Origin of the sequence: Alcanivorax jadensis T9 (assembly GCF_000756655.1) — a bacterium.
GTDB classification, from domain to species: Bacteria; Pseudomonadota; Gammaproteobacteria; order Pseudomonadales; family Alcanivoracaceae; genus Alcanivorax; species Alcanivorax jadensis.
Window position 1 is genome coordinate 219,107 of the sequence record NZ_ARXU01000002.1, and the last position, 23,972, is coordinate 243,078.

At 54.7% G+C, this 23,972-nt stretch carries 19 protein-coding genes; 13 read left to right on the plus strand and 6 right to left on the minus strand.

The window, feature by feature from the left end; genetic code table 11:
• Positions 1-773: 773 nt before the first annotated feature.
• From T9A_RS16990 to T9A_RS03520, 13 genes are all read left to right on the plus strand, one after another.
• Complete coding sequence (locus T9A_RS16990) at positions 774-3,164, plus strand: TnsB C-terminal domain-containing protein (protein ID WP_155132219.1); 2,391 nt, start codon at positions 774-776, stop codon at positions 3,162-3,164.
• Entirely contained in the window at positions 3,154-4,251 is a 1,098-nt protein-coding gene (locus tag T9A_RS03470; RefSeq protein WP_035245096.1) for an ATP-binding protein, read from the plus strand. The genes T9A_RS16990 and T9A_RS03470 overlap by 11 nt, the downstream gene beginning before the upstream one ends.
• A 2-nt stretch (positions 4,252-4,253) precedes the next feature.
• A complete protein-coding gene (locus T9A_RS16765) occupies positions 4,254-5,591 on the plus strand; it encodes a TniQ family protein (RefSeq protein WP_084573383.1) in 1,338 nt (445 codons plus the stop codon).
• Between the two features lie 42 nt (positions 5,592-5,633).
• Positions 5,634-5,852, plus strand: a complete 219-nt coding sequence (locus T9A_RS03475) for an MbcA/ParS/Xre antitoxin family protein (RefSeq protein ID WP_035245098.1) — start codon at positions 5,634-5,636, stop codon at positions 5,850-5,852.
• Between the two features lie 282 nt (positions 5,853-6,134).
• A complete protein-coding gene (locus tag T9A_RS03480; RefSeq protein WP_232221991.1) occupies positions 6,135-6,701 on the plus strand; it encodes a ComF family protein in 567 nt (188 codons plus the stop codon).
• A gap of 174 nt (positions 6,702-6,875) precedes the next feature.
• Complete coding sequence (locus tag T9A_RS03485; protein ID WP_035245102.1) at positions 6,876-7,421, plus strand: hypothetical protein; 546 nt, start codon at positions 6,876-6,878, stop codon at positions 7,419-7,421.
• Between the two features lie 25 nt (positions 7,422-7,446).
• Complete coding sequence (locus T9A_RS03490) at positions 7,447-8,130, plus strand: 2-phosphosulfolactate phosphatase (RefSeq protein ID WP_035245104.1); 684 nt, start codon at positions 7,447-7,449, stop codon at positions 8,128-8,130.
• 105 nt (positions 8,131-8,235) lie between these two features.
• A complete protein-coding gene (locus T9A_RS03495; protein ID WP_035245106.1) occupies positions 8,236-9,477 on the plus strand; it encodes an acyl-CoA dehydrogenase family protein in 1,242 nt (413 codons plus the stop codon).
• Between the two features lie 164 nt (positions 9,478-9,641).
• Positions 9,642-10,457, plus strand: a complete 816-nt coding sequence (locus tag T9A_RS03500; protein WP_035245107.1) for a fatty acid desaturase family protein — start codon at positions 9,642-9,644, stop codon at positions 10,455-10,457.
• Positions 10,454-10,855, plus strand: coding sequence for a hypothetical protein (locus T9A_RS03505; protein WP_035245109.1), 402 nt, complete (start codon positions 10,454-10,456; stop codon positions 10,853-10,855). Before T9A_RS03500 ends, T9A_RS03505 begins: the two co-directional genes overlap by 4 nt.
• 86 nt (positions 10,856-10,941) lie before the next feature.
• The gene (locus T9A_RS03510) at positions 10,942-11,652 is read left to right on the plus strand and encodes a hypothetical protein (protein ID WP_035245111.1); all 711 of its coding nucleotides are present in this window, start codon (positions 10,942-10,944) and stop codon (positions 11,650-11,652) included.
• A gap of 174 nt (positions 11,653-11,826) precedes the next feature.
• On the plus strand, positions 11,827-12,159 hold the full coding sequence (locus tag T9A_RS03515; protein ID WP_035245113.1) for a 4a-hydroxytetrahydrobiopterin dehydratase: 333 nt from the start codon (positions 11,827-11,829) through the stop codon (positions 12,157-12,159).
• 215 nt (positions 12,160-12,374) lie between these two features.
• Positions 12,375-12,833 carry a PaaI family thioesterase gene (locus T9A_RS03520; protein ID WP_035245115.1) on the plus strand — a complete coding sequence of 153 codons (459 nt, stop codon included), beginning with the start codon at positions 12,375-12,377 and terminating at the stop codon, positions 12,831-12,833.
• 182 nt (positions 12,834-13,015) lie between these two features.
• On the opposite strand, the gene T9A_RS03525 is transcribed toward T9A_RS03520, so the two are convergent.
• The 6 genes from T9A_RS03525 to aroB all read right to left on the minus strand — a co-directional run bounded on the left by T9A_RS03525 (position 13,016) and on the right by aroB (position 23,854).
• A complete protein-coding gene (locus T9A_RS03525; RefSeq protein ID WP_035245117.1) occupies positions 13,016-13,798 on the minus strand; it encodes a hypothetical protein in 783 nt (260 codons plus the stop codon).
• Positions 13,799-13,951: 153 nt separating this feature from the next.
• Positions 13,952-15,013: a uroporphyrinogen decarboxylase gene (gene hemE / locus T9A_RS03530; protein WP_035245119.1), complete on the minus strand. Its 1,062-nt coding sequence runs from the start codon at positions 15,011-15,013 to the stop codon at positions 13,952-13,954.
• 145 nt (positions 15,014-15,158) lie between these two features.
• Positions 15,159-16,580 carry a glutamate synthase small subunit GltD family protein gene (locus T9A_RS03535; protein WP_035245121.1) on the minus strand — a complete coding sequence of 474 codons (1,422 nt, stop codon included), beginning with the start codon at positions 16,578-16,580 and terminating at the stop codon, positions 15,159-15,161.
• An 11-nt stretch (positions 16,581-16,591) separates the two neighbouring features.
• Positions 16,592-21,055 carry a glutamate synthase large subunit gene (gene gltB, locus T9A_RS03540; protein ID WP_035245123.1) on the minus strand — a complete coding sequence of 1,488 codons (4,464 nt, stop codon included), beginning with the start codon at positions 21,053-21,055 and terminating at the stop codon, positions 16,592-16,594.
• Between the two features lie 143 nt (positions 21,056-21,198).
• A complete protein-coding gene (locus tag T9A_RS03545; protein ID WP_035245125.1) occupies positions 21,199-22,785 on the minus strand; it encodes an SPOR domain-containing protein in 1,587 nt (528 codons plus the stop codon).
• Positions 22,775-23,854 (minus strand): 3-dehydroquinate synthase, encoded by a 1,080-nt coding sequence (gene aroB, locus T9A_RS03550; RefSeq protein ID WP_035245127.1) that lies wholly within the window; start codon positions 23,852-23,854, stop codon positions 22,775-22,777. The genes T9A_RS03545 and aroB overlap by 11 nt, the downstream gene beginning before the upstream one ends.
• Between the last annotated feature and the right edge of the window lie 118 nt (positions 23,855-23,972).

A 23,972-nucleotide genomic window follows, 5' to 3' on the forward strand; every position in this document is an offset into this window, starting at 1 on the left:
ATTGAATAAATTTTGTGCCACACTTACAGCATGATTGCTCGCAGCCCAGATCCCCAGGAAAACCCTATACTCTTCTTCTGGCAAAGAATCACATCCTTGCCGATGAACCTCATAGAATCCTTCCTTGGAAAGGGTTCTGCTAGCGTAGTAACGCTTCATTTAGGTCAATCCATTTTGCAATTTTCACGAAAGGCTATAAGGCAGAGGCATCGACGGCAATAGCTGGTGGATTAACATGATGTAAGAAATTGCAGACAGGCAAGGGCTCTCAGACCGGAAGCTACTAGAAAACAGGTTCTCGGTTCAGCGGTCATCTAAAAGCGGTTGTTATTGCTTATTTATGGTGACCCGTACATCCACAATGCAATTTAACCCCCTTGCCAGGTTAGGATAACTCTCTAGTCACCATACCCGCCCCAGAATCAAAGATGATTCCACCTTATTGATTCCATTATCTTTTTTTTGAAACCCCTTGATATCCGCACTCTATTTTGTGCAAATTTAGGTGTGAACCTTTATGTCACAATTTAGATAGGGCAACACCGTAAACAGCAGCCCGAGGAGAAAATAGCGAATGAATACATAAACTTAGAAGGGAGGATGGACCCCGGCTGCAACCGGGGCCCAAGACTGTTGGCACAGTCATTCCATTCTCCCCCCTCAAATACACCAATGTCAACAGAGCAAATCACTGTTGCGGCATTGCTCGTCTATTAGAAACCACAATTCAAACTGTGGTTCGGACACACTTGTGCCTAACGCAGGAGAATAGAATGAATACCTTTGATGAATGGAACCCCTCAATAACAGAGGCCGAACGATACTTTTATTTGGCCGCCAAAATCTCACCCAGCCGAATCCCAGGCGGAAAAGCCACAGAGAATAAGGTTATTGGGTACCCGTCTAGGAAAATGGATCTCCTGATACGCTGCGAATCTGCATTAGAAAGAATTGCAGCAATTGGTTTAGAGATAAACCCCAGCATTGATGCGTATTTTTGCCAGCCACCTGCATGCAATATCCAGATAACCAAGAAAAACGGGAAGAAAGGAACCGTAACCTACACCCCTGACTTCGTATATAAATCAGACAATGAAATTTCTGTTATTGAAGTTAAATCCCACGAGAAAGTAAAAGAGTTAGCAATAAGCAACCCATTCGAGTGGGAGTTTGATGGAGTCACGGCACATCACAGATCATATTCCGAGTACTTTGAGTCATTTGGAATGCTCCATTCGATTGTTATTCCCGATCTCTATGGAAAACTTCGAATGCACAACTTAAGAATCCTAGACCAATCGCTACGCAGAACATCATCAGTCAGCGAAGATAGCATCGTTAAGCTACTTCTGCTTCTCAAAGAAACGGATGAAATAACAGTTCATAATGCACTAAGGCTTATCGACCATGCCGATCCAGTCACTATTTATCAAATGATAGGCAAAGGGGTTGTTATTACATCTTTAAACAACGGCCTACTAGAAGACATACGATCATCCAAAATTCGCCTGGCGGGGGCTGATAGTGAAAACACCGAACTGCCGTACGCACCATCGAATAAATCAAATCATGCATATCAGTCCCACTTCTTCAATTCATCACAATCCGAAATTGATGAAGGGATAAAAAAGCTTAAGTGGCTCACCGCAAACAAGTACAAGGCGCACAAGAAGCACTGCCGAACTGTACATCGCTACAGAAAAGCAATAAGCGATGCCAAGCAACGCGGGATACCTTCAATAGCAGCACTGGCACCGAATCATTCAAAAAAAGGAAACAGGAAACCCAAGAGAGAAAAAATTGTTTTTGACTACTTGGACTGCTTTGTCAAAAAAAACTGGCTAATGGGAAGACCAATTAAAAAGAGTCTTTTATATGCAAAGTATTATTTGGAAGCAACCAACCACCATCCACTTTATAGGCCTATAGGAAAAACTAGCTTTTATAACAAACTTAATTCAATACCTCCCGAAACTGTAGCACAGGCACACAAAGGAAGAAGAGGCTTCAATGCTGAAAAGCCACCCTCACTTCCAGAAAATAGAGAAATCGTTTCAACATTTGGGCTTTTTGACACGACCTTAGATCATCACACTGTTGATTGCTTAGTTGAGATATCTTCCGACGGATATGAAACGATCACAAGAAAACCAATTTTAAGCATATTATTGGATCGTGGCTCCAACGCTGTACTCTCATGGCATATAGATATTTGCGAACCAAGCCAATCCATTGTCAGCATATTAATCAGAAAAACCCTACGAGAATGGGGACGCCTCCCCGTATCGATTCGAACAGATCGTGGATCCGATCTCACCTCTCATCATAGTGAAGATTTGATGGCACACCTAGGCATCGAAAAAACATTGAGCCCTAAGTCATATGGCCGGGGCGGAGGAGAGGTGGAGCGTTCATTTTCTGAAGTCATTAATGATTTTGTTTCAGGCCTTCCCGGATACACCCCTTCGATTATAAATAGGCGCGAAATGGATTCTCATAAAGACCCTTCAAATCTTCCAGTTCTCCCTCTTCTCAATTTTATTGAACGCTTTGATGAATTCATAAAATTGAGAAACAAAAGAATCCATGGGGAAAGAAGCCAATCCCCAGAGCAGCTTGTTAAAAGCTCAATAGAAAAAACATCCCTGGCTGGCATCCCATACGAACAAGGCTTTAATTTTGACTTAGACACAGCCATTAACATTACCGATTACAGTTTCGACTATCGTCGCGGACTTCATGTCTCGGGTCGAAGATATTTCAGCAGCGCCTTGAATAATCATCAGCTTGACAAAAAGAATACTGAAGTAAGAATCGATCCTGAAAACCCCTGCCTTGTTTATGTAAGAGTCAATAATCAGTGGACCACCGCGTCACACAGAGACCTTGATGCATTCGAAAACTCCAGCCCTGCTCAGCAAGCCTTTTACAACTTATGGATAACTGGTGGCAAGTCTATTAGAAGCCATGCGAAGTTCCAGGCAAAACTAAGAACTGCAAAACTTCTTATCGATATTGAAAGCGAGTTCCAAAACCCACCTTTAGAACCAGCCCCCCTAAATAGCACCGAACCAGAGGATTACGACTTCAACTTCAAACAGGACCCCGCTGAAGAATCAACGCTGTTATATTTAACAGCACCCGGAGTCGACAATGAACATTGATGAGTGGAGCGATGCACTACACCCCATTATTAACGGACATGTCCCTCATCCTAATTTTGATTCAGCCTATCAAGAGTTAATTACAGCCATATCAATCCATAGGCCAGGGGACATTATCGTATTAAGCGGGACATCAGGAACCGGCAAGACCACGATGATAAACAAGCTTTTCAATAGCAAAGTTTTTAAAAGGACTGAAACCAACGTTCCCGCTATTAGATCGATATTCCTTAATTCTGATCACAATAATCAGATCGACCCCAAATGGCTGGCCAAGTCGCTCCTGTCTGACATAGGAAATCCTGGATTTGTCATTGAAATAGGCGAAGAAACCGCCAGACTAAAGATCGATCTTTACCCTCGAAAATCTACGACTGATTTGTACCTAACCTTATCAAATGAGATCAAATCCAAAAAAACCGCATTTATCGTCATAGATGAGGCATCCCATCTTGGCTTTAGTCCCGCAACCTGCCACAACCCTGTTCCACTTATGAGCAGATTAAAAACCTTTGCAGAGGACAACCAGCTCTGCCTCATCTTGACCGGGACCCACGAAACTTTAGACATGATATCTAAAACCACTCATTTGCATAGGAGGTCTAATAACATATTCCTTAAGCACTACGACATAAAAATAGAGCAAGACAGGAAAAATTTTCATTTCTTCATAAAATCATTCGAAGAACATATACCTGGCATGGCATCTTTAAATTCTCAAGGAGACCTCTCGCGGATTCTGATGAAAGGCTCCGCTGGATCACCGGGCTTCGCCTTAAACTGGATCACAACTGCCTGCTGCAAATGTGCATCTCTAGGTCTTTCAGAGCTTTCTCTTGAATGCATACTAGCCAAAAGCCCATCTAAAAGGGACGTCGAGCTTCGGGAACGAGAAGCAGCTATTGCATCCCAATATTACCCATCCCCCTTGGATGAATCCTTAGAGAGGTGGAATTGGCAGCCAAGCAAACAACAATCCATTAGCAAACCTGATGCAAAACCGCACAAAACAAAACGAAGATCGTTCGCCTCAAAAAGGCCACGTAAAGTTAGCGCTATGCAGCCCCCCGGGGAAAGGGGAGTTTGAACATGAGCATATTTTACCCGCTTAAGCTAATTGGAGTCGGGACAAGGCATATTGAATGCTGCGCATCGTATTATATAAGACTTGCTGAAGCCCACGGCCTTACCGGCACTGAACTACACCGAGCGATGTTATTCCATGATCATAACTCTTCATTACCACTAAGAAAGCCCCCCCTTAATTCCTCCCTGAGCGACATGTCCTTCATTAACAGAGTTTCTTATGGCTCCTCAAAAATCCACAAGTTAATACAAAATCTTGTAGGTGAATCGAACATCCATCGATCATATCTTTATATGCCCATCCGCGAACTTTCCAGGTTTGGTAGAGACATAGCAGCTCATGACCTCAGATGGTGCCCACTGTGCCTAAAGGAAGACGTAGATTCACAGGCACCACCTTATTTCAGGCTCATCTGGCAACTAAGGGATATAACTGCCTGCGAAAAACACTGGGTAAAGCTTGAATCAAGATGTCCCTCATGCGGCAGATATCAAAACCAAGCCAGTATTCCATGGAGAGACTTATCTAAATGTAGACACTGCAACAACCGGTTAACTGAATCCTGGAGTCATTATTCTGAATCTGACATTGGCAGTTTTTTCTGGGGCTACAGTGATATTGTTGAAACAATATCCAAAGGCATGCATTACGATATACTCAAAATAAAAGACAACATTAGAAAAGCAGCTATCGCCAAATATAAAAACTCAGCCAATCACTCTAAAATAACACACCCTTATTTCAAGAAAGCCATACATGGCGGCATACATTTAAGTAACACCCACGATATTTTTTTGGCTTGCCATTCCTGCGACATTTCTATTTGGGAAGCATTAAATGGGAAGTCCGACTTCGCGCAGCTCCCCTTAAACTTCCCTACAGGCCAGCCTTATCTAGCCCAGCACGGATTCGCTACTAAACGAGGGCGCCCGATATCTCCCAATAAGCATAAGCGCGCCCAACTCTTAGAAAAGCATCGACTCCGCATCTCTGATTTGATAAATAATAGCGAACCACCCCTAACACTCAGACAACTTGCGGAAGATTCCAATTTATCAATACGGCTCATAAAACATAATTGGCCGAACCTTGTAGAAAAAGCAAAATCTCGATATCAAAATCACAGCCAGAGACTCAAAATCCAATCACATATAGAAGCTGAAAGAATGTGTCATCAATTGATCAGCACACTGATCAATGATGGCATTACAACCTCACCGACTTACATCGCCAGATCTCTATCAAGGTCCACATCCATCCCCTTTAATACACTATTCGTATCAGCAAAAAATATTCTCCTCGATACTGCCCCTTTCCCACAAAACAAAGGTGATCGTTAGTATTTTCGAAAAGCAATTTTATTTTATTAATGGAGCGATATTATGCAGAGCATAGACCAAAATGACTCCGCACTTTTTAAGCACCTTTTAGCAAAAGCCTCCCCTCTCTTTTCTGAAGATGAGGCACAAACCAAACGCTGGCTATCAACGCCATTGGCCATTCTAGGAGGGCAAGCCCCATACGAAAGAGCTCAAAATGAAGAGGGCTTAAAAGAAGTCCAGGATTTGATAGGGCGGCTTCTTCATGGGGTATTTAGTTAACCCGCTTTTATCGGGTTAACTGCTTAGAAGGCCAACCTGTAACAAATTGCAACATTTTCACAAGACCATACCCAGGTTCCAAATGACGACAGCCATCCCACAGAAGCAGGCGCACTTCGTAACTCATTGTTTAAATTAAGATTAACTTGGTTTTCCAGCATAAGATGGCAGTTTTCGCCAACTTATGCCGAACCGCACAGCGGACAAACCCAGAGCAACCAGGTATGTCCGTCCTGCCTGGTATTGCTGGCGCGCCTGGATGGCCCTCTGTGTCGGTGCGGCTTGCAACATCCTGCTGGCAACGACGATGAAGACATCCCCGCTCCGCTCTGTGGACGCTGCCTGCGTCAGCCTCCCCCCTTTACCGCCAGCCAGGCCCCTCTGCGCTACAGTTTCCCACTGGATCGGCTAATTGGTCGTTACAAGTACCGCGGCGATCTGGTGGCGGAAAGAGGGATCGAACAGTTACTGGCAGACACTCCCTGCCCCTGGCCCGACATTGATGCCCTCTGCGCCCTGCCCGCACACTGGCGAAGGCGTTGGCAGCGGGGTTTCGACCAGAGCCAGCGACTGACCGATCGTCTCGCCGGCCTGTGGAAAATACCGTCCTTACCCGCACTGCAACGCCAACAATCAACCCCCATGCAGCAAGGACTCAGCCGTAGCCAGCGGCGACGCAATTTGCGTGGTGCCTTTGCCTGCACCCGGCCAGTCAGCGGGCTGAAGCTGGTACTGGTGGATGACGTCATGACCACCGGCAGCAGCGCCCGGGCCGCCAGTGAATGTCTGTTGCGCCATGGCGCCGCGGAAGTGCGGGTGTGGACCCTGGCACGGACTCCAGAGCGTTGAGACGCCTCTGAAAAAGGTCTCTTCTACTGTGGAAAGCGATACTTGCGTCGCGAATAACGGCGGTCCTGACGGCAGCTTCGCGATGCAAGTATCACTTACCACAGAATCAGCTGCCCGGACTGTATTTCAACCGCCTGTTAGGCATAATGAATCCCTGTTCACGGAGGGATACCCATGAAAACAATAACAACCTTGATAACTCTGCTTTTACTAACAGCAGGCACCCTTGCCAGCCATGCCCATGCCGAAGATCGTTACAGCGGCGTCACCCTGATTCGCGGCACCGTTTTTTCAGTGGGCCGTGTCGACCCCACTGAAAACGTGGATACCGGTTTCTTTGTGGATGCCAACTACAGCAGCGTGGCCATCAACGCCGGCGTTGGCAGCAAGAAATTCGGCGATTCGCCGCTGCGCTCAGACCAGCGCGAGGACGACCTCTCCGAAGCTGATGGCGAACGGGTCAACAACGCCTATGCCGGCATCGGGTTCGGTCGCATCGTGCAGATCCAGTACGGCTACGGCAACCACGGCGACCTGCTGCGCTTCCGCTCCGATTTCAACTACCGCTCGGTGGTGGATTTCTTTACTGGAAAACGTACCCCCAAGGACCGCATGACCCTGGGCGACCGCATTACCTTCACCATTGCGGTGGAACAATACCAGGACAGTGACGAAGAGATTTTCGACAATGCCACCTGGGGTGTGGGTCTGTTGTTCTGAGCCAGCGATCAAGAAAGGATCATTGATGGAAGTACATATCGCCCAGGGACATAACCCGCCGCACAATATTCACGGCATCACCGTGATCATCGACGTGATCCGTGCGTTCACCACCAGCCACCATGCCTTCCGCAAAGGTCTGCGCTGCATCTGGCCGGTGGAGAACGCGGAACAGGCCTTTGCCCTGCGTGACGAGCACCTGCCCGACGCCTTGCTGGCCGGGGAAGTGGATGCCCTGCCGATCAAGGGATTTGATTTCGGCAACTCTCCCTGGGAAATCGATCAGGCGGACTTGCAGGACCGGGAATTGATCCTGCGCACCACCAACGGCGTGGCGGCCACCCTGAAAGCCCGGGACAGCAAGGAAGTGCTGGTTGCCGGGCTGGTGAATGCGCAAGCGACGGCCAACTATCTGCGCGAACAGAATCCACCCACCGTGGTGCTGGTGGCCTCTCATCCCACGGGCGATGAAGATGTGGCCTGTGCGGAATACATCCGCCACTTGTTGGGCGGCGAAGGCGTCAGCTATGCCATTGCCCGCGAACGCACCCTGAATGCCAGGGCCGCCAAAAAATTCTACGACGGCTCCCACCCCCGCCTGCGGCCCCAGGACATTGACGCTGCGGCGGCAAGCGAAGGCGACAACGCACTGATCATGCGAGTCAGCTTTGATCCTTTCCCCTGCATCACCGCCCACCCGGCTCCCTAGCAACCTGCTGACCCGGAACGTCAAGGTTTCCGCTCTTTTTGATCAATGCGGTGGGCCTGTCCGGCTTGTTACTGTTGAAACCACTTCAACAGACAGGACAGCCCCATGATCCAGTGGTCCGAACAACAACAGATGATCCAGAAGATGGTGCGCGATTTCGTGGAAAAGGAAATCGTGCCGCACCTGGATGACATCGAATACAACGGCGTGCCGCCCTACGACATCCTTCGCAAGCTGATAAAGACCTTCGGCATGGATGTGATGGCCCAGCAATCCTTCGAGAAACAGCTGGCCCGGGAGAAGGCCATTGCCGCCGGGGAAACCGTCGAGGAAAAGAAAAAGGATGGCCCTTCTGCCATGGCCGGCGAAGAGGCCGCCATGCGCATGATCCCCATTATCGAAATCTGCAAACATGCCCAAGGGCTTGTCACGGCCATGGGCGTGTCCATGGGTCTGGGCGGTGGCGCCATCATGAGCAAGGGCACCATCGAGCAGAAAGAACGCTGGGCACTGCCGCTGCTCACCCTGGAGAAGGTGGGCGCCTGGGCGATCTCCGAGCCCAATGCCGGCTCCGACGCCTTCGGACAGATGAAGACACTGGCCAAACGTGACGGCAATGGTGGCTACATCATCAACGGTAGCAAGACCTGGATCACCAACGGTCCCTACGCCGACACCATCATCCTGATCTGCAAGCTGGATGAGGAAGGGGTCCCAGCCGACCAGCGCAAGATCGTCTCCTTCATTCTCGACAGCGGCATGGAAGGCCTGGAGCAATCCAAACCCTTCAAGAAGATGGGCATCGGCTCCTCGCCCACCGGCGAACTGTTCCTGTCTGACGTCAAAGTGGGCCCCGACCGGCTGCTGGGCGGTAGTGAAGACGGCTACGGCCGCAGCGGCGCCAAGGGCACCTTCATGCAGGAGCGCGCCGGTGTCGCCGCCATGGCCCTGGGGATGGTAGAACGGGCGCTGCAACTGAGCACCCAATACGCCCACGACCGGGTCCAGTTCGGCCGAGCCATCGGTCAGAATCAACTTATCCAGCTCAAGCTGGCCAAAATGGAAGTGGCTCGCACCAACCTGCAGAACATGGTGTTCCGCTATATCGAAATGACCGCCGCCGGCCAGCAGATGACCCTGGCCGAGGCCTCCGCCATGAAGCTATACGCCGCCCAGGCTGCCATGGAGGTGGCCACTGAAGCGGTACAGATCCATGGCGGCTACGGTTACATGCGCGAATCGCGTGTGGAACAGCTGATGCGCGACGCCAAGATCCTGCAGATCTACGCCGGCACCGACGAAATGCAGATCATCGCCATCGCCCGGGACTTGCTGGGCCGCGTGTAAGAGATTGACCATAAAGCCTGTAAGCTTTTGCCGGGTGCAATGTCAGCATATTGACCATCGCGCCCGGCAAAATGGTTTTTGTGGTCTTCATCACACTCTAAGTTTCAATATACACTCAACCATTATTCGTAGTAGGGGCTGACACATCAGTCTAGGTGGTTGAAATGTTAGTACGCTATAGGGCTGATTTCGCCGCAGTTGCCCTGGTGTTGGCGGTGTTTTCCATTCAACTGGGCCTGTTTTTCTATAGTGACGGCCTGACAACCTGGCTGGCCATGCTGGCCCTGTTACCGGTTCAGGTATCCTGTGGCGCCATCTGCCACAACCATCACCATGTCAATGTGTTCGTCAAAAAACCGCTGAACCGACTGTTCGAGTGCATCCTCTACCTCCAGACCGGCACCAGCCCCCTGAGCTGGACCCTGCATCATAATATCGGCCACCATAAGTACTATTTAGAGCCGGAACAGGATCCCTCGTCCTGGCAGCAAGCGGATGGCTCGCTTATGCCCCGCTGGCGTTATGTGCTTATCAATACGCTGAAGGTCTACCCGGAAATCCATCGTATCGGCAAGCAGCACCCCCAGCTTTACCGGCGCTTTCTCCGTCTGTTAGTACTTGCAAACATTCCGCTTCTGCTGGCGATGCTCCATGACCCACGCAACGCCCTGATCCTCTTCATTCTGCCCATGACGGCAATGCTGTTCATGCTGCTGGACAACACCTACGGCCAGCATGCCGGCACCGGTTTCGAGGACCATTATCACGCCTCGCGCAATGTGGAACTGAAACGCTACAATCTGCCGTCCTGGAATCTGGGCTACCACACGGCCCACCATATGCTGCCCGGGATTCACTGGAGCCAGCTGCCGGCATTGCACGACAAGATCCGCCATCGCATCCCCGAGCACCTGATTACCGACAACATCCTGCTGCAGTGGGAACCCGCCCGCCAGCAACGAGGAGGATTGCCCTCATGATACGTGGCCTGCTTGTATGCCTGATCATGGGCTGCGCCGCCATGGCCCGTGCGCAGGACTGCTACTATTACTGGGTGCACCAGTGCATCGAAGTGGTCGATGCCAGCCAGAGACAGCTGCAGCAGTATGTGCTGATCTCCCCGGCGGTGAACTACCTGCAAGCTGAAGGCCAGCAATGCAGCGACGCGGTCACCGAGCGGCAGCAACCCATCGCCGTCGAACTACTGGCCCGCTTCAACCAGGCTGCCAGCAAGATCAGCGCCTGCCGGACCCCCGTCACGGAACTGCCCGCCCGGGTGTATGACAAACCCCACCAGGCCACCTGGCACTACAACCGCAGCCGCAAGGCCAGCCCACAGAAAATCGTGATTCCCCTGGCGGATTTACCTGTCCTCTGATATTAAGCCTTGAAGATCACTGCCAATCGCTGCACATCCGGTTGGGTGTGCTATGATCGACGGGCTTTTTCTATCCGGGGCGAATAATGAAAACAATTAAAACTGCCGCGTTACTGATCTGCATCCTACTGCTCGCCAGCTGCCAGAATCTGCAGGGCGAACGGCAAGGGGATTACTATTTCTCTCCCGCCGGCGCCTATATTCTGGACATGAGCATCAACACCTTCCGGGGTGAAGTGGTGCTTGATGAACGCTGCGACCGCCATGGTGGCTCAACCACCTTCTGGGACGGCAGTGGCCGTCTTTTCCGTGTGGACTATCTGAGCGCGGAAAACCATCCGATGATCCAGGCACCGCGGTTTGCCTCGGATCTGACCCTGCTCAACCTGACCCTGAACAGTTACTTGCGTGAGGTGGTGGCCAAGGCCCCCATGATCACCAGTGCCGAAGCCTCTTACCGGGAATTCCTGGAAGACGCCGATCCCCGTGCTCTGTTCGCCATCATTGGTATCAATGTGGATGCCGCCCAGGTGAAAGACAGCGAGGTGGAAAGCGGCACGTACTACTATGGTTTCATGCTGTTCAAGCGTGGCGACCGCATCTATGTGCTGCAGCACCGCCAACCGGTACTGATGCCTGAAAAAATGAAGGCTGTGCTGCTGAATCTGGCCGACGGCATGGAAATTCCCGGCCGCGTCCGCGACGACACGGATATGGAAAAGCTGCGCCGGCTATTGAAGAAAATGGCCCCGGGCGGCACCGATGGTGATCCGGTCCGACTGTGCGAACCCGCCTGAGAACATTAGCCAGTTGGAAGTTGCAACGAGCAACAGGCTTGGTGTGTACTGGATAGGCAGAACCCCGCGCTTCATGACAATGGCGCGGGTCCTATGCACTTCGGGAAACAGCACCCAAAACTGACTTTTGGGTTTTCGCTGTTAACTATTCACTATTCACTATTAACTGCTGCTATGACTTCCCTGACAACACAGAGCTGCGAAGCATGCCGGGCTGACGCACCCCGGGTAACCGACCAGGAACGCCAAGAGCTGCATCCTCAAATCCCTGAGTGGATTCTGGTAGAGGAAGACGGCATCGAGAAACTGCAACGGCATTTCTCGTTCAAGAATTTCGTCGACGCCTTGGCTTTTACCAATCAGGTTGGCGAGCTGGCCGAAAAAGAGGGCCATCACCCGGCCATCCTCACCGAGTACGGCAAGGTGACGGTGACCTGGTGGACCCACAAAATTGGCGGTCTGCACCGCAATGACTTTATCAGCGCAGCCAAGACCGACGCGCTTTAAGCACGAGCTACGCTTTTGGATAGTGGCGGCGTGAGAAGTTCCCGGCTTCCCTTTCACCGTCAAACATGGGCCAGGCTCACTCGGTTAGGCGTTGAAGTTTGAGGCTTGCCGCTTGAAGCTCTCTTTGACCATTTCCTCCACCGCCATGATCAAAACGGCTTGCGGCAACCGTCCCGGCCTTTGCTAGCATTCTTCTCAACCGAAGGAGAAACAGCATGGCCCTTTCCGAAGAACAGAAAACCCTGATTAAAGCCGCCAGCGACAAGACCTTTCCATTTGTGGAGCGCTGCGGGGTAAAGACCCTGGATGTGGAACGAGGTTACTGCAAGATGGTGATGCCTTTTGAGCCCAACATTAATCATGTTGGCATCATGTATGCGGGCGCCCTCTACACCATCGCCGAACTGCCCGGCGGGGTGATCTACCTGACGTCCTTCGACACCAAGCGTTGCTACCCCATCGTCAAGGACATGTCGATCCGCTTCCGTCGCCCGGCTACCACCGATATCACAGTGGAGGTCACCCTCAGCGAGGAAGAGATCGCACGCATCGAAAAGACCACCGAAGAGGTGGGTAAATGCGACTTCGAATGGGACGTGGAATTGAAAGACGCCAATGGCGAGGTGGTTGCCATCACCCATAACGTCTATCAGATGCGCAAGATCGGCGGGTGAATCGAGTTAAAAGTGCAAAGTTGAAAGTTACAAAGCGCGGGCAAGGGTAATGCCACATGACAAAGGCGATGCCCGCGCTCCAAGAAAGGCTTATCAACCCACCTGCAATGAACGCGGCCACCCAGATTTCAGAGCAAGATCAGGTAGTTCGCGTTTCAACTTTTAACGTTCAACTCGGTTTGTTATTCCGCCTGCTCACAGAAGCCGTTCGGCCCCATATTGACGGTGGTTGAGCATTGCCACTCCAGCCCACGCACCCCACCTTCCACCGGCCAAGTGGTCAGTTCATGGCCCTCCAGACGGCCAGCGAGCTCCAGCTTCAGCATGCCCTCGCGGAGCATATAGGCCCGTTTGATACGCTGATCCACCACCTGCTCAGGCGCAATCTCCATATCATTCAGGCTGCCCGGCCACTTGCCGCTGGACAGGTAGTACTCACTGATCCGCATGCGCAGCACCGACACGGTACTGAATGCTTGTGATAGAGAGGCCCGATCCCGGCTAGTGCTGAAAAGCTGCCAGGTTTTCCGGTCGATACCTGGCGGCGGCTCGTCCTTGTGCTGCGGACCACTTGCCTGCGATTTCTCGGGAATCGGCACCCGCCGGGCCAGGGCATCAATATCCGCTTCGTAACGCGCCCGCAGCGTGCAGCGCGAACCACTCCAGCGCCGCCCCTGCAGCGAGGGCTTTTCTTCCTGCAACTGGCTTAGATAGGCATCCCGGAGCAGGAATTCAGACCGGTCCTGCTGTTTGTAGGCCAGCTTACGTTTCTGATAATCATCGGTAGCAGCAATAACGCTCAGCAAGCTGACATGCAGCTCTTCTGTCATCATCTGCAAGGCCCGGTCGCAGACCTGCTGCTCGCTCTCCCCCTCCCCGGCCCGCTCCACCTTGGCCAGAGCCAGTGACACAGCGATTACAGGTGCACCCCACACCAGCAACAGGACCGCTATAACAGTGCGCACTCTATTTCCCCCTTGGGACCTCAAGCTATAACGCGATTGAATATTTTATCTGTGCTGAACCCAACAGCCCGCCTCCAAAGCCCCGGCGCTGCACCTGCAACGCAAACCAGACAAGCCCCTGATTCGCGTTGCAGCTTCAAGCTTATCGTTCTCTTACTTCCTGCTGAATTCCTGCACCGCGTCGATAAAGACACCCGCATTGGCAGGGTCCACCTGCGGCGTAATGCCGTGCCCCAGGTTGAAAATATGCCCGGGGTGATCACCGAAATCCGTCAGGATGCGTTTTACTTCCGCACGGATGGCATCCGGAGACGCATACAGCACCGCCGGGTCCATGTTGCCCTGCAGGGCCACCTTGTTGCCGACGCGGCGACGGGCTTCGCCGATGTTGATGGTCCAATCCAGGCCCAGGGCATCACAGCCACTCTCCGCCATGGACTCCAGCCACAGCCCACCGTTCTTGGTGAACAGGATCACCGGCACCTTGCGGCCTTCGTGGTCACGAATCAGGCCACCGACGATTTTCTTCATGTATTTCAGGGAAAACTGCTGGTAGGCCTCGGCGGACAGGGCCCCACCCCAGGTATCAAAGATCTGTACCACCTGGGCCCCATGACGAATCTGGGCATTCAGATACGAGGTGACCGATTGGGCCAGCTTATCCAGCAGGGCATGAGCCAACTCTGGCTGGCTGTAGACCATGGCTTTGAGATGACGGAAGTCCTTGCTGGAGCCGCCCTCAACCATGTAGGTCGCCAGAGTCCAGGGGCTACCGGAAAAGCCAATCAGGGGAATCCGGCCATTGAGAGCCCCACGAATGGTGCTGACCGCCTTCATCACATAACCCAGATCGCTTTCCGCATCGGGAATCGGTAACGCCGCCACGTCTTCTTCGGTGCGCACCACCTTGCGGAATTTCGGCCCTTCCCCGGTCTCGAAATACAGCCCCAGGCCCATGGCATCAGGAATGGTGAGGATATCGGAAAACAGAATGGCGGCGTCCAGCGGGTAACGCTCCAGCGGCTGCAGGGTGACCTCGCAAGCCAGGTCCGCATTCCGGCACAGATCCATGAAAGAGCCCGCATGCTCGCGGCTGGCCCGGTATTCCGGCAAATAGCGCCCGGCCTGGCGCATCATCCACACCGGTGTCTGATCCACAGGCTCACGGTTGAGGGCACGGAGAATACGGTCGTTTTGTAGAGGAGCGAAAGTCATGTGGGTTCCTTTGGAAACGCTCCACGCATCACGCTGCACGCAACACGCGAAAATCAAAAAATCCTCAATATCATATAGAAAAAGGGCCTGCAAAAGCAGGCCCTGATGTTGCGTGTCGCATGCACCGTGTTGCGTGCTACGTCAATCACACATCCAGATAATCGAGAATGCCCTTGGCCGCTTCACGCCCTTCCCAGATGGCAGTCACCACCAGGTCAGAGCCGCGAACCATATCGCCGCCAGCAAAGATCTTCTCGTTGCTGGTCTGGAATGGGAATTCCTGTTCTTCAACAGCCTGAACACGGCCGGAATCGTCAGTCGTCACATTCTTGGGCTCGAACCAGTCCGCCGGGCTGGGACGGAAACCAAAGGCCACGATGACCGCATCCGCCGGCAGAATTTCCTCGCTGCCCGGAATCGGCTCGGGACGACGACGACCGTTGTTGTCCGCCTCGCCCAACTTGGTTTCCACCACTTTCACGCCGGTGACCTTGCCGTCTTCCCCCACCACTTCGATGGGCTGACGGTTGAACAGGAACTGCACGCCTTCTTCCTTGGCGTTGGCCACTTCCTTGCGGGAACCGGGCATGTTCTCTTCGTCACGGCGGTAGGCGCAGACCACGCTGCCCGCCTGCTGGCGGATGGAGGTGCGGTTACAATCCATGGCGGTGTCACCACCACCCAGCACCACAACACGCTTGCCCTTCATGTCGATGAAGTCAGCCGGGTCTTTTTCGAAACCCAGGTTGCGATTGGCATTGGCCACCAGGAACGGCAACGCTTCGTGCACACCATCCAGGTCTTCACCGGGGAACCCACCCTTCATGTAGGTGTAAGTGCCCATGCCCATGAAGACGGCATCGTAGTCGGCCAGCAGTTCATCAATGGTGATGTCCTTGCCCACTTCCACGCCCAGACGGAATTCCACGCCCATGCCTTCAAACACTTCACGGCGCTTGGCCATGACCGGTTTTTCCAGCTTGAACTCGGGAATGCCGAAGGTGAGCAGACCGCCGATTTCCTCGTAACGGTCAAAGACCACCGGCTTCACACCGCTGCGTACCAGCACGTCGGCACAGCCGATACCCGCAGGCCCGGCACCAATCACGGCGACCTTCTTGTCGGTCCACACCACCTTGGACATGTCCGGACGCCAGCCCATGGCCAGGGCGGTGTCGGTGATGTATTTCTCGGTGGCACCGATGGTGACCGCACCAAAGCCGTCATTCAGGGTACAGGCCCCTTCACAGAGGCGATCCTGCGGGCACACGCGGCCACAGACTTCCGGCAGGGAGTTGGTCTGGTGACTCAGCTCCACCGCTTCCATCAGGTTGCCTTCACTGATCAGCTTCAACCAGTTGGGGATGTAGTTGTGGACCGGGCACTTCCATTCACAGTACGGGTTGCCGCAGTGCAGGCAACGGTGCGCCTGATGCTCCACTTCCCGAGTGTCGTACGGGTGGTAGATTTCCTCGTACTTGTGCTTGCGATCTTCAATGTCCTTTTTCTTCGGATCGTGCCGGGGCACGTCGAGAAACTGGAAGTTATTGCTCAAACGTTCAGCCATGGTCTCCCCCGTTATGCCGGATTGGCACGCGTGCTCTTGAGCAGGTTTTCCAGGCTTGCGGCCTTGGGCTTAACCAGCCAGAACTTGCGGCTCATGGCATCAAAGTTATCCAGAATGTACTGGCCCCACTCGCTGCCGGTCTCTTGCACGTAATCGGAGATCACGCCACGCAGGTGACTGCGGTGAGATTCGGTAGCTTCGGAACTGATGCGATGCAGTTCGATCAGTTCCGGGTTGATGCGGTCGAAGAAATCGTTGTCTTCGTCCAGTACAAAGGCGAAACCACCAGTCATGCCGGCACCGAAGTTATGCCCGGTGCGACCCAGCACGGTGATGGAACCGCCAGTCATGTATTCACAGCAGTGATCGCCAGCGCCTTCCACCACGGCGTGGGCGCCGGAGTTACGTACCCCGAAGCGCTCGCCAGCGGTACCCGCAGCCATCAACTTGCCGCCGGTGGCACCGTACAGGCAGGTGTTACCGATAATGGCCGTTTCCTGGCTCTTGAACGGGCTGCCATTGGGCGGACGGATCACCAGCTTGCCACCGGCCATGCCCTTGCCCACGTAATCATTGGCATCGCCTTCGATGTACATGTGCAGGCCGCCGGCGTTGAACACACCGAAACTTTGCCCGGCGGTACCGGTGAAGCGGACTTTGATCGGCGCGGTTTCCATATCCAGGTTGCCGTGACGCTTGGCGATTTCACCGGACACCCGCGCCCCCACGGAGCGATCACAGTTGGTGATCTCATAGTGGAAGGAGCCGCCGGACTTGCTGTCGATGGCCGTCAGCATGTCCTCAACCATTTTCTGGTTCAGCACCGCCTTGTCGAACGGCTCGTTGCGGCTGACCTGGCAGTGGGTAGGCTTGTCAGCCGGCACCAGATCATTGCGCAGGATCGGCGTCAGATCCAGCTTGCCCTGACGCACGGTTTCGCCTTCCAGCACTTTCAGCAAGTCGGTGCGGCCGATCAGCTCGGGAATGCTCTTCACGCCCAACAGCGCCAGCAACTCACGAACTTCCTTGGCCACAAAGGTGAAGTAGTTGATCAGCAGTTCCGGCGCACCGATAAAGTGTTCCTTGCGCAGGTCTTCACGCTGGGTCGCCACGCCGGTAGCGCAGTTGTTCAGGTGACAGATACGCAGGTACTTACAACCCAGCACGATCATCGGCACGGTACCGAAACCGAAGGACTCGGCCCCCAGGATAGCGGCCTTGATCACGTCCAGGCCGGTCTTCAGGCCACCATCGGTCTGCAGACGGATCTTGTCGCGCAGATCATTGCCACGCAGGGCCTGATGGGCTTCCGCCAGGCCCAGCTCCCAGGGGGAGCCGGCATAGCGGATGGAGGTCAGCGGGCTGGCCGCGGTACCGCCGTCGTAACCGGAAATGGTGATCAGGTCCGCGTAGGCCTTGGCCACACCGGAAGCCACGGTACCCACACCGGGCTCGGACACCAGCTTCACGGACACCTGGGCGTCCGGGTTGACCTGCTTGAGGTCGAAGATCAGCTGGGCCAGATCCTCAATGGAGTAGATATCGTGGTGCGGTGGCGGCGAAATCAGGGTTACGCCGGGCACGGAGTGACGCAGGCGCGCGATCAGCGCATTCACCTTGCCACCGGGCAGCTGACCGCCCTCGCCGGGCTTGGCGCCCTGGGCCACCTTGATCTGCAGCACCTCGGCGTTGACCAGATAATGCGGGGTCACACCGAAACGGCCGGAAGCAATCTGCTTGATCTTGGACACCCGCTCGGTGCCGTAGCGGGCCGGATCTTCACCACCCTCACCGGAGTTGGAGCGACCGCCCAGACGGTTCATGGCGGTGGCGATGGCCTCGTGGGCCTCCGGGCTGAGAGCACCGAGGGACATGCCCGCGGAGTCGAAGCGCAGCAGGATGTTTTCCAGCGGCTCCACCTGCTCCACATCAATGGCTTCCACGTCATCGCGCAGGGCAAAGAGATCACGCAGGGTGGCCACAGGGCGCTTGTTGACCAGTTCGGCATACTCTTTGTAGGCGTCGTAGTCACTGTCCTGGGTAGCCCGGTGCAGGGCATAAATCACGTCCGGGTTGAAGGCGTGATATTCCTTGCCGTGGATGTACTTGAGAATACCGCCGGCATCGATGGGCTTGCGCTGCTTCCAGGCATCCTTGGCCAGGCTCTTCTGGTCCGCTTCGAAATCCTCGAAGCTGGCACCCTGAATACGGCTGGGCACACCACGGAAACACAGATCCACCACATCGCGGGCAACGCCCACGGCTTCAAACAGCTGGGCACCGCGGTAGGACGTGATAGTGGAGATCCCCATCTTGGAGAGGATCTTCATCAGGCCCTTGTTGATGCCCTTGCGGAAGTTCTTCTGCAGCTCCACCGCATCGCCGAGCAGTTCGCCGGAGCGCACCATGTCGGAGATCACGTCATAGGCAAGGTACGGGTAGACGGCAGTGGCGCCGAAGCCGAACAGCACAGCAAAGTGATGGGAATCACGGGCGGTGGCCGTTTCCACGATGATGTTGGCGTCGGAGCGCAGACCTTTTTCGGTCAGGTAATGGTGCACGGCACCAGTGGCCATCAGGGCGTGGATGGTCAGCTGATCCTGGGCAATACCGTGGTCGGTAAGCACCAGAATGACCTTGCCATCACGGACTGCCTGGGCGGCCTGCTCGCAAAGATTTTCCACCGCCTGACGCAGGCCGATCTGCGGGTCGTAATGCAGGCTCAGCTTGGCCACATCGTACCCGGGACGATCGATCTTCATCAGGTTGGTGAATTTGGAATGAGACAGCACAGGGGTAGACAAAATCGCCCGGTCGGCATGATCCGCTGTTTCTTCGAACACATTCCGCTCGGCGCCCACACAGGTTTCCAGGCTCATCACGATCGCTTCGCGCAGCGGATCGATGGGCGGGTTGGTCACCTGAGCAAACTGTTGACGGAAGTAGTCGTACAGGGAGCGCTCGCGACGGGACAGCACCGCCATGGGCGTATCATCGCCCATGGAGCCGGTGGCTTCCTGGCCGGATTCTGCCAGCGGGCGAAGCACCTGATCGCGCTCTTCAAAGCTGATCTGGAAAAACTTCTGGTAGCTGAGCAGATCCTGTTGATCCACCTCGTCGGTACGCTCCACTTCGTGGTCGTAATCCGCTTCGATACGCAGGGCGTTGCCTTTCAGCCAGTCCCGATAGGGGTGGCGCACCTTGAGACGGTTGTCGATGTCCTTGGTGTGCAGCACTTCACCGGTTTCGGTATCAATGGCCAGGATCTGGCCCGGCCCGACCCGACCCTTGGCCACCACGTCTTCCGGCTTGTAGCCGTAAACGCCGATTTCTGAAGCCAGGGTAATAAAGCCGTTCTTGGTCACTACCCAGCGGGCCGGACGCAGACCGTTACGGTCGAGCATACAAACCGCGTAACGGCCGTCGGTCATTACCAGGCCGGCAGGGCCATCCCAGGGCTCCATGTGCATGGAGTTATATTCGTAGAAAGCCCGCAGATCGGAATCCATGGTTTCCACGTTCTGCCAGGCCGGCGGGATCATCATGCGCACGGCGCGGAACAGATCCATGCCGCCAGCCAACAACACTTCCAGCATGTTATCCATGCTGGAAGAGTCGGAGCCGGTGCGGTTAACCAGCGGGCTCAACTCTTCCAGACCGGGCAACAGTTCATTTTCGAACTTGTTTTCCCGGGCCAGTGCCCAGTTACGGTTGCCCTGTACGGTATTGATTTCCCCGTTGTGAGCCAGATACCGGAACGGCTGGGCCAGCGGCCACTGCGGCGAGGTATTGGTGGAGAAGCGCTGATGGAACACCACAATGGCGGTTTCCATGGCACTGTCACCCAGGTCCGGGAAGAACGCCGGCAGGTCCACCGGCATCATCAGACCCTTGTAGGAAATCACCGAGGCAGACAGGGAGCAGACGTAGAAGTAGCCATCGCTCTCCAACGCCTTCTCCGCATGACGACGGGCAAAGAACAGGCGGCGGTTAAGCTCCTGCTCGGTATTGCCGTCAGCTGCCACCAGCACCTGCCAGAAGCCGGGCAGAGAGGCACGGGCCAGATCACCGAGACAGGCGTCGTCGGTGGGCACTTCGCGCCAGCCCAGCACCTGCACGTCCTGCGCTTCCAGGGCCGTATTGATGGCGGCTTTCTGCTGTTCCGCCTGGTCGGCATCCGGGTGGGTAAAGATCATCCCCACGCCATAGTTGTCCGGCAGACTAATGGATTGAGCTTCCGCAACCTTGCGGAAGAAAGAATCGGGTTTCTTGAGCAACAGACCGCAGCCATCACCGGTTTTTCCATCGGCATTAATGCCGCCCCGGTGAGTCATACATGTCAGTGCTTCGATGGCCGTTTGCAAAAGCTCGTGGCTGGCGCTGCCCTCCATATGGGCAATCAGACCAAAACCACAGTTGTCCCGGAATTCTCCGGGCTCAGTGAGCCCCCGCACCAGCGTTGAGTTCTGCTGCATCAAAACCTTTCCTCTTGAAATTCAGAGACTTACAGAAGGCGAATGGCGTCAGGATAGTGGTGACGGCAAAAAAGGGATATGCATTCTACACATTGCGCCCTTGGGCGACAAATTGAACAGTCACCCAAGGGGTATTTTCGTTTTCAAAGTTCGCTGCGAATGTCGGCTATATTGCGGGGAAATGGGCCTGCAGAGCGCAACTTTGCAGGTAACGTCGACTTTGCATCCAGTGCCGCCTGACGGCTGGAATAGTCCCCGGAAAGCACTAGATAGACCGCTTTTCCGTTACGCTCGGCGCGATAATAGGCCCCCTTGCGCTCCAGCTGGTCCAGCACCCCGCGAGCATTGGCCTCCTGGCTGGTCACGGTAATCTGCAGGAACCAGCGGCTATCATCCAGCGTTGCCAACCAGTCTTCCCGCTGGTAGCCCAACTCCGCATCCAGGCCGCTCAGAGCCGGCTCGCTGGCGGGCACTGTATCAGGTTCGGCAGGCGTGTCCTGCGATTGCTCTTCCTGTTTCGGCTCTGGCGACGCCGCCTCCGCAGACTCCTGTGCCACACGCACTTCCGGCTCCTGCCGGGCAGGCGCTGACTGCATGACCGGATCCGTTACCGGCGTCAAGGACACACTTCCAGCATCACCATCCGTCTTTGAATCAGGCTCGGGATCCTGGCGATCGGGAAGGTCTTCCAGTCTGGCAACGGGCTCCATGGATGACGCCAACGGGCGAGTCTGAGGCTCTTGAGCTTCGGCAGCAGCACCCTCTTCAGCGCCGGATTGCTCCGGAACCGGAAGGGCAAGCTGACGAGATTCTCCCTGCCCGTAGCCGTCATCGCTACCGCCGGAGAAAACCGACCAGATGATGACCACCACGGCCAGCAGACCAACCACCGCCGCCACATGGCGCCATGGTGGAGTCACTGCGGCACGCCGCTCCTGTTCAACATCCTCATGGTCATCGCCAGTCTCAGCAAAACTCTCGGCCTCATCATCAACTGCGGATGAAGAAAGATGAAACTCTTCCTGCGAGTCCTCATCAACCGGGCGAGATGCAAATACGGCAGCGGGTTCGGAGTCATCCTCCTCTTCAGCAGCAGCGGACATCATCACCGGGGCGCCGACATCACCGTTGCTCAGCAACTCAATCAACCGGGCAATATTGCCGTCACTGTCATGACGGAGACGCTCCGCCTGGGCCTCATCCAGCTCAAGCCCCAGCACAAACCAGGCAAAATCCTGAATATCATCAGCAACCAGCGAAGGCAGATCGAGCACATCGTCCAGGGCCAGATCCGCCCCCTTCAGTTTTTCCACTGTGCCGGGCAAGCCACCGAACAGATAACCCAGGCGGGCGCCCAGTTTCTGCTTAAGGGCGGCCATGGTTGCAATCGCCTCATCCAGCAGATCTTCGCTGTTATCCACTACTACCAGAATCCGGCTGTCAGCCAGGGTTCCCCGAAGTTTGTCAGGCAGTGCAGCCCGGTCAATATCGAAGTGCCGCAGTAGGGACTCGACGACCACATTGGCATTATGTTCAGCCGCGCCATCAATCCGGACGATCTCCATGTCACCAAGCAACGCCATCACCGTGTGACCAAGCAAGGTAGACACGCCGCTACCACTATCCCCTTCCAGCGCCACCACGGAACCCAGGCCAGCATGGGCAGTCAGCGCATCCAGATAATCGCCCCGGGATGCACCACTGAAAAAACGATCATCATCATGTTCCACAAAAAGCCTCCAGCGTCTGCCGTAATGCCACTGCATCATAGTCTGCTGTGACCACAGCCTCACCCAGCTGCCTCAGCAACACAAGACGAAGCCGACCATTCTGCACTTTCTTGTCCAGTGCCATCAGGTCAATGAACTGATCCGGGGTCATCCCCGGGGGAATCGTGACCGGCAGCTGCCACTGCGCCAACACACCCGCAAGACCTGGCTCCAGCGCCGCATCCACCCAGCCAAGCCTGACCGACATATGCACCGCCATCAGCATGCCAACGGCTACCGCTTCACCGTGGAGCCACTGACTATAGCCCGTGGCCGTTTCTATGGCATGGCCGAAGGTGTGGCCCAGATTCAGCAGGGCGCGGTTACCCTGCTCGGTTTCATCATCGGCCACCACCTGCGCCTTGTTCTCACAACTGCGATAGATGGCTTCGGATAATGCCTCATTGTCTCTGGACAACAGCTTGTCATTGTTGGTTTCCAGCCAGTGGTAAAAATCCGGATCGCGAATCAGGCCATACTTGATCACTTCCGCATAGCCTGCCGCCAGTTCACGTTGCGGCAGGGTGGCCAGCACATCAGTGTCTATCAACACCAAGCGCGGCTGATGGAACGCGCCAATCATGTTCTTTCCACGGGGGTGATTGACCGCGGTTTTGCCACCCACAGAGGAATCTACCTGGGCCAGCAACGTGGTAGGCACCTGAATAAAGTCCACCCCGCGCTGATAACAGGCCGCCGCGAAACCGACCATATCTCCGATCACACCACCACCCAGCGCAATCAGGGTGGTGGTGCGCGAATGGCGCCTGGCCATCAGAGCATCAAAAATACTCTCCAGGGTTTCCAGGTTCTTGAACTTTTCCCCGTCCGGCAGGACCAGGGTATCGCACTGGGAGGCAGCAAAATGTCGGGTCAAACGTTCCAGATACAGCGGGGCAATGGTCTCATTGGTAATGATCATTACCTGATTGCCACGCACCTGCTCGGCAAGGGGAAAGGTGTCGAGCAAGCCGGCACCGATATGAATCGGGTAACTACGCTCGGCCAGGGCCACCTGAAGTGTTCGCATTGGGTCTCCGACAGACATTTGGTTCGATGCAAGGGCAAGGGGGGATCGAGTCATTCTTGCAGACAGGGTGAGGCGTCGCTAAACATGCCACCACCCAGTCGCGATGCGAACATCGCCT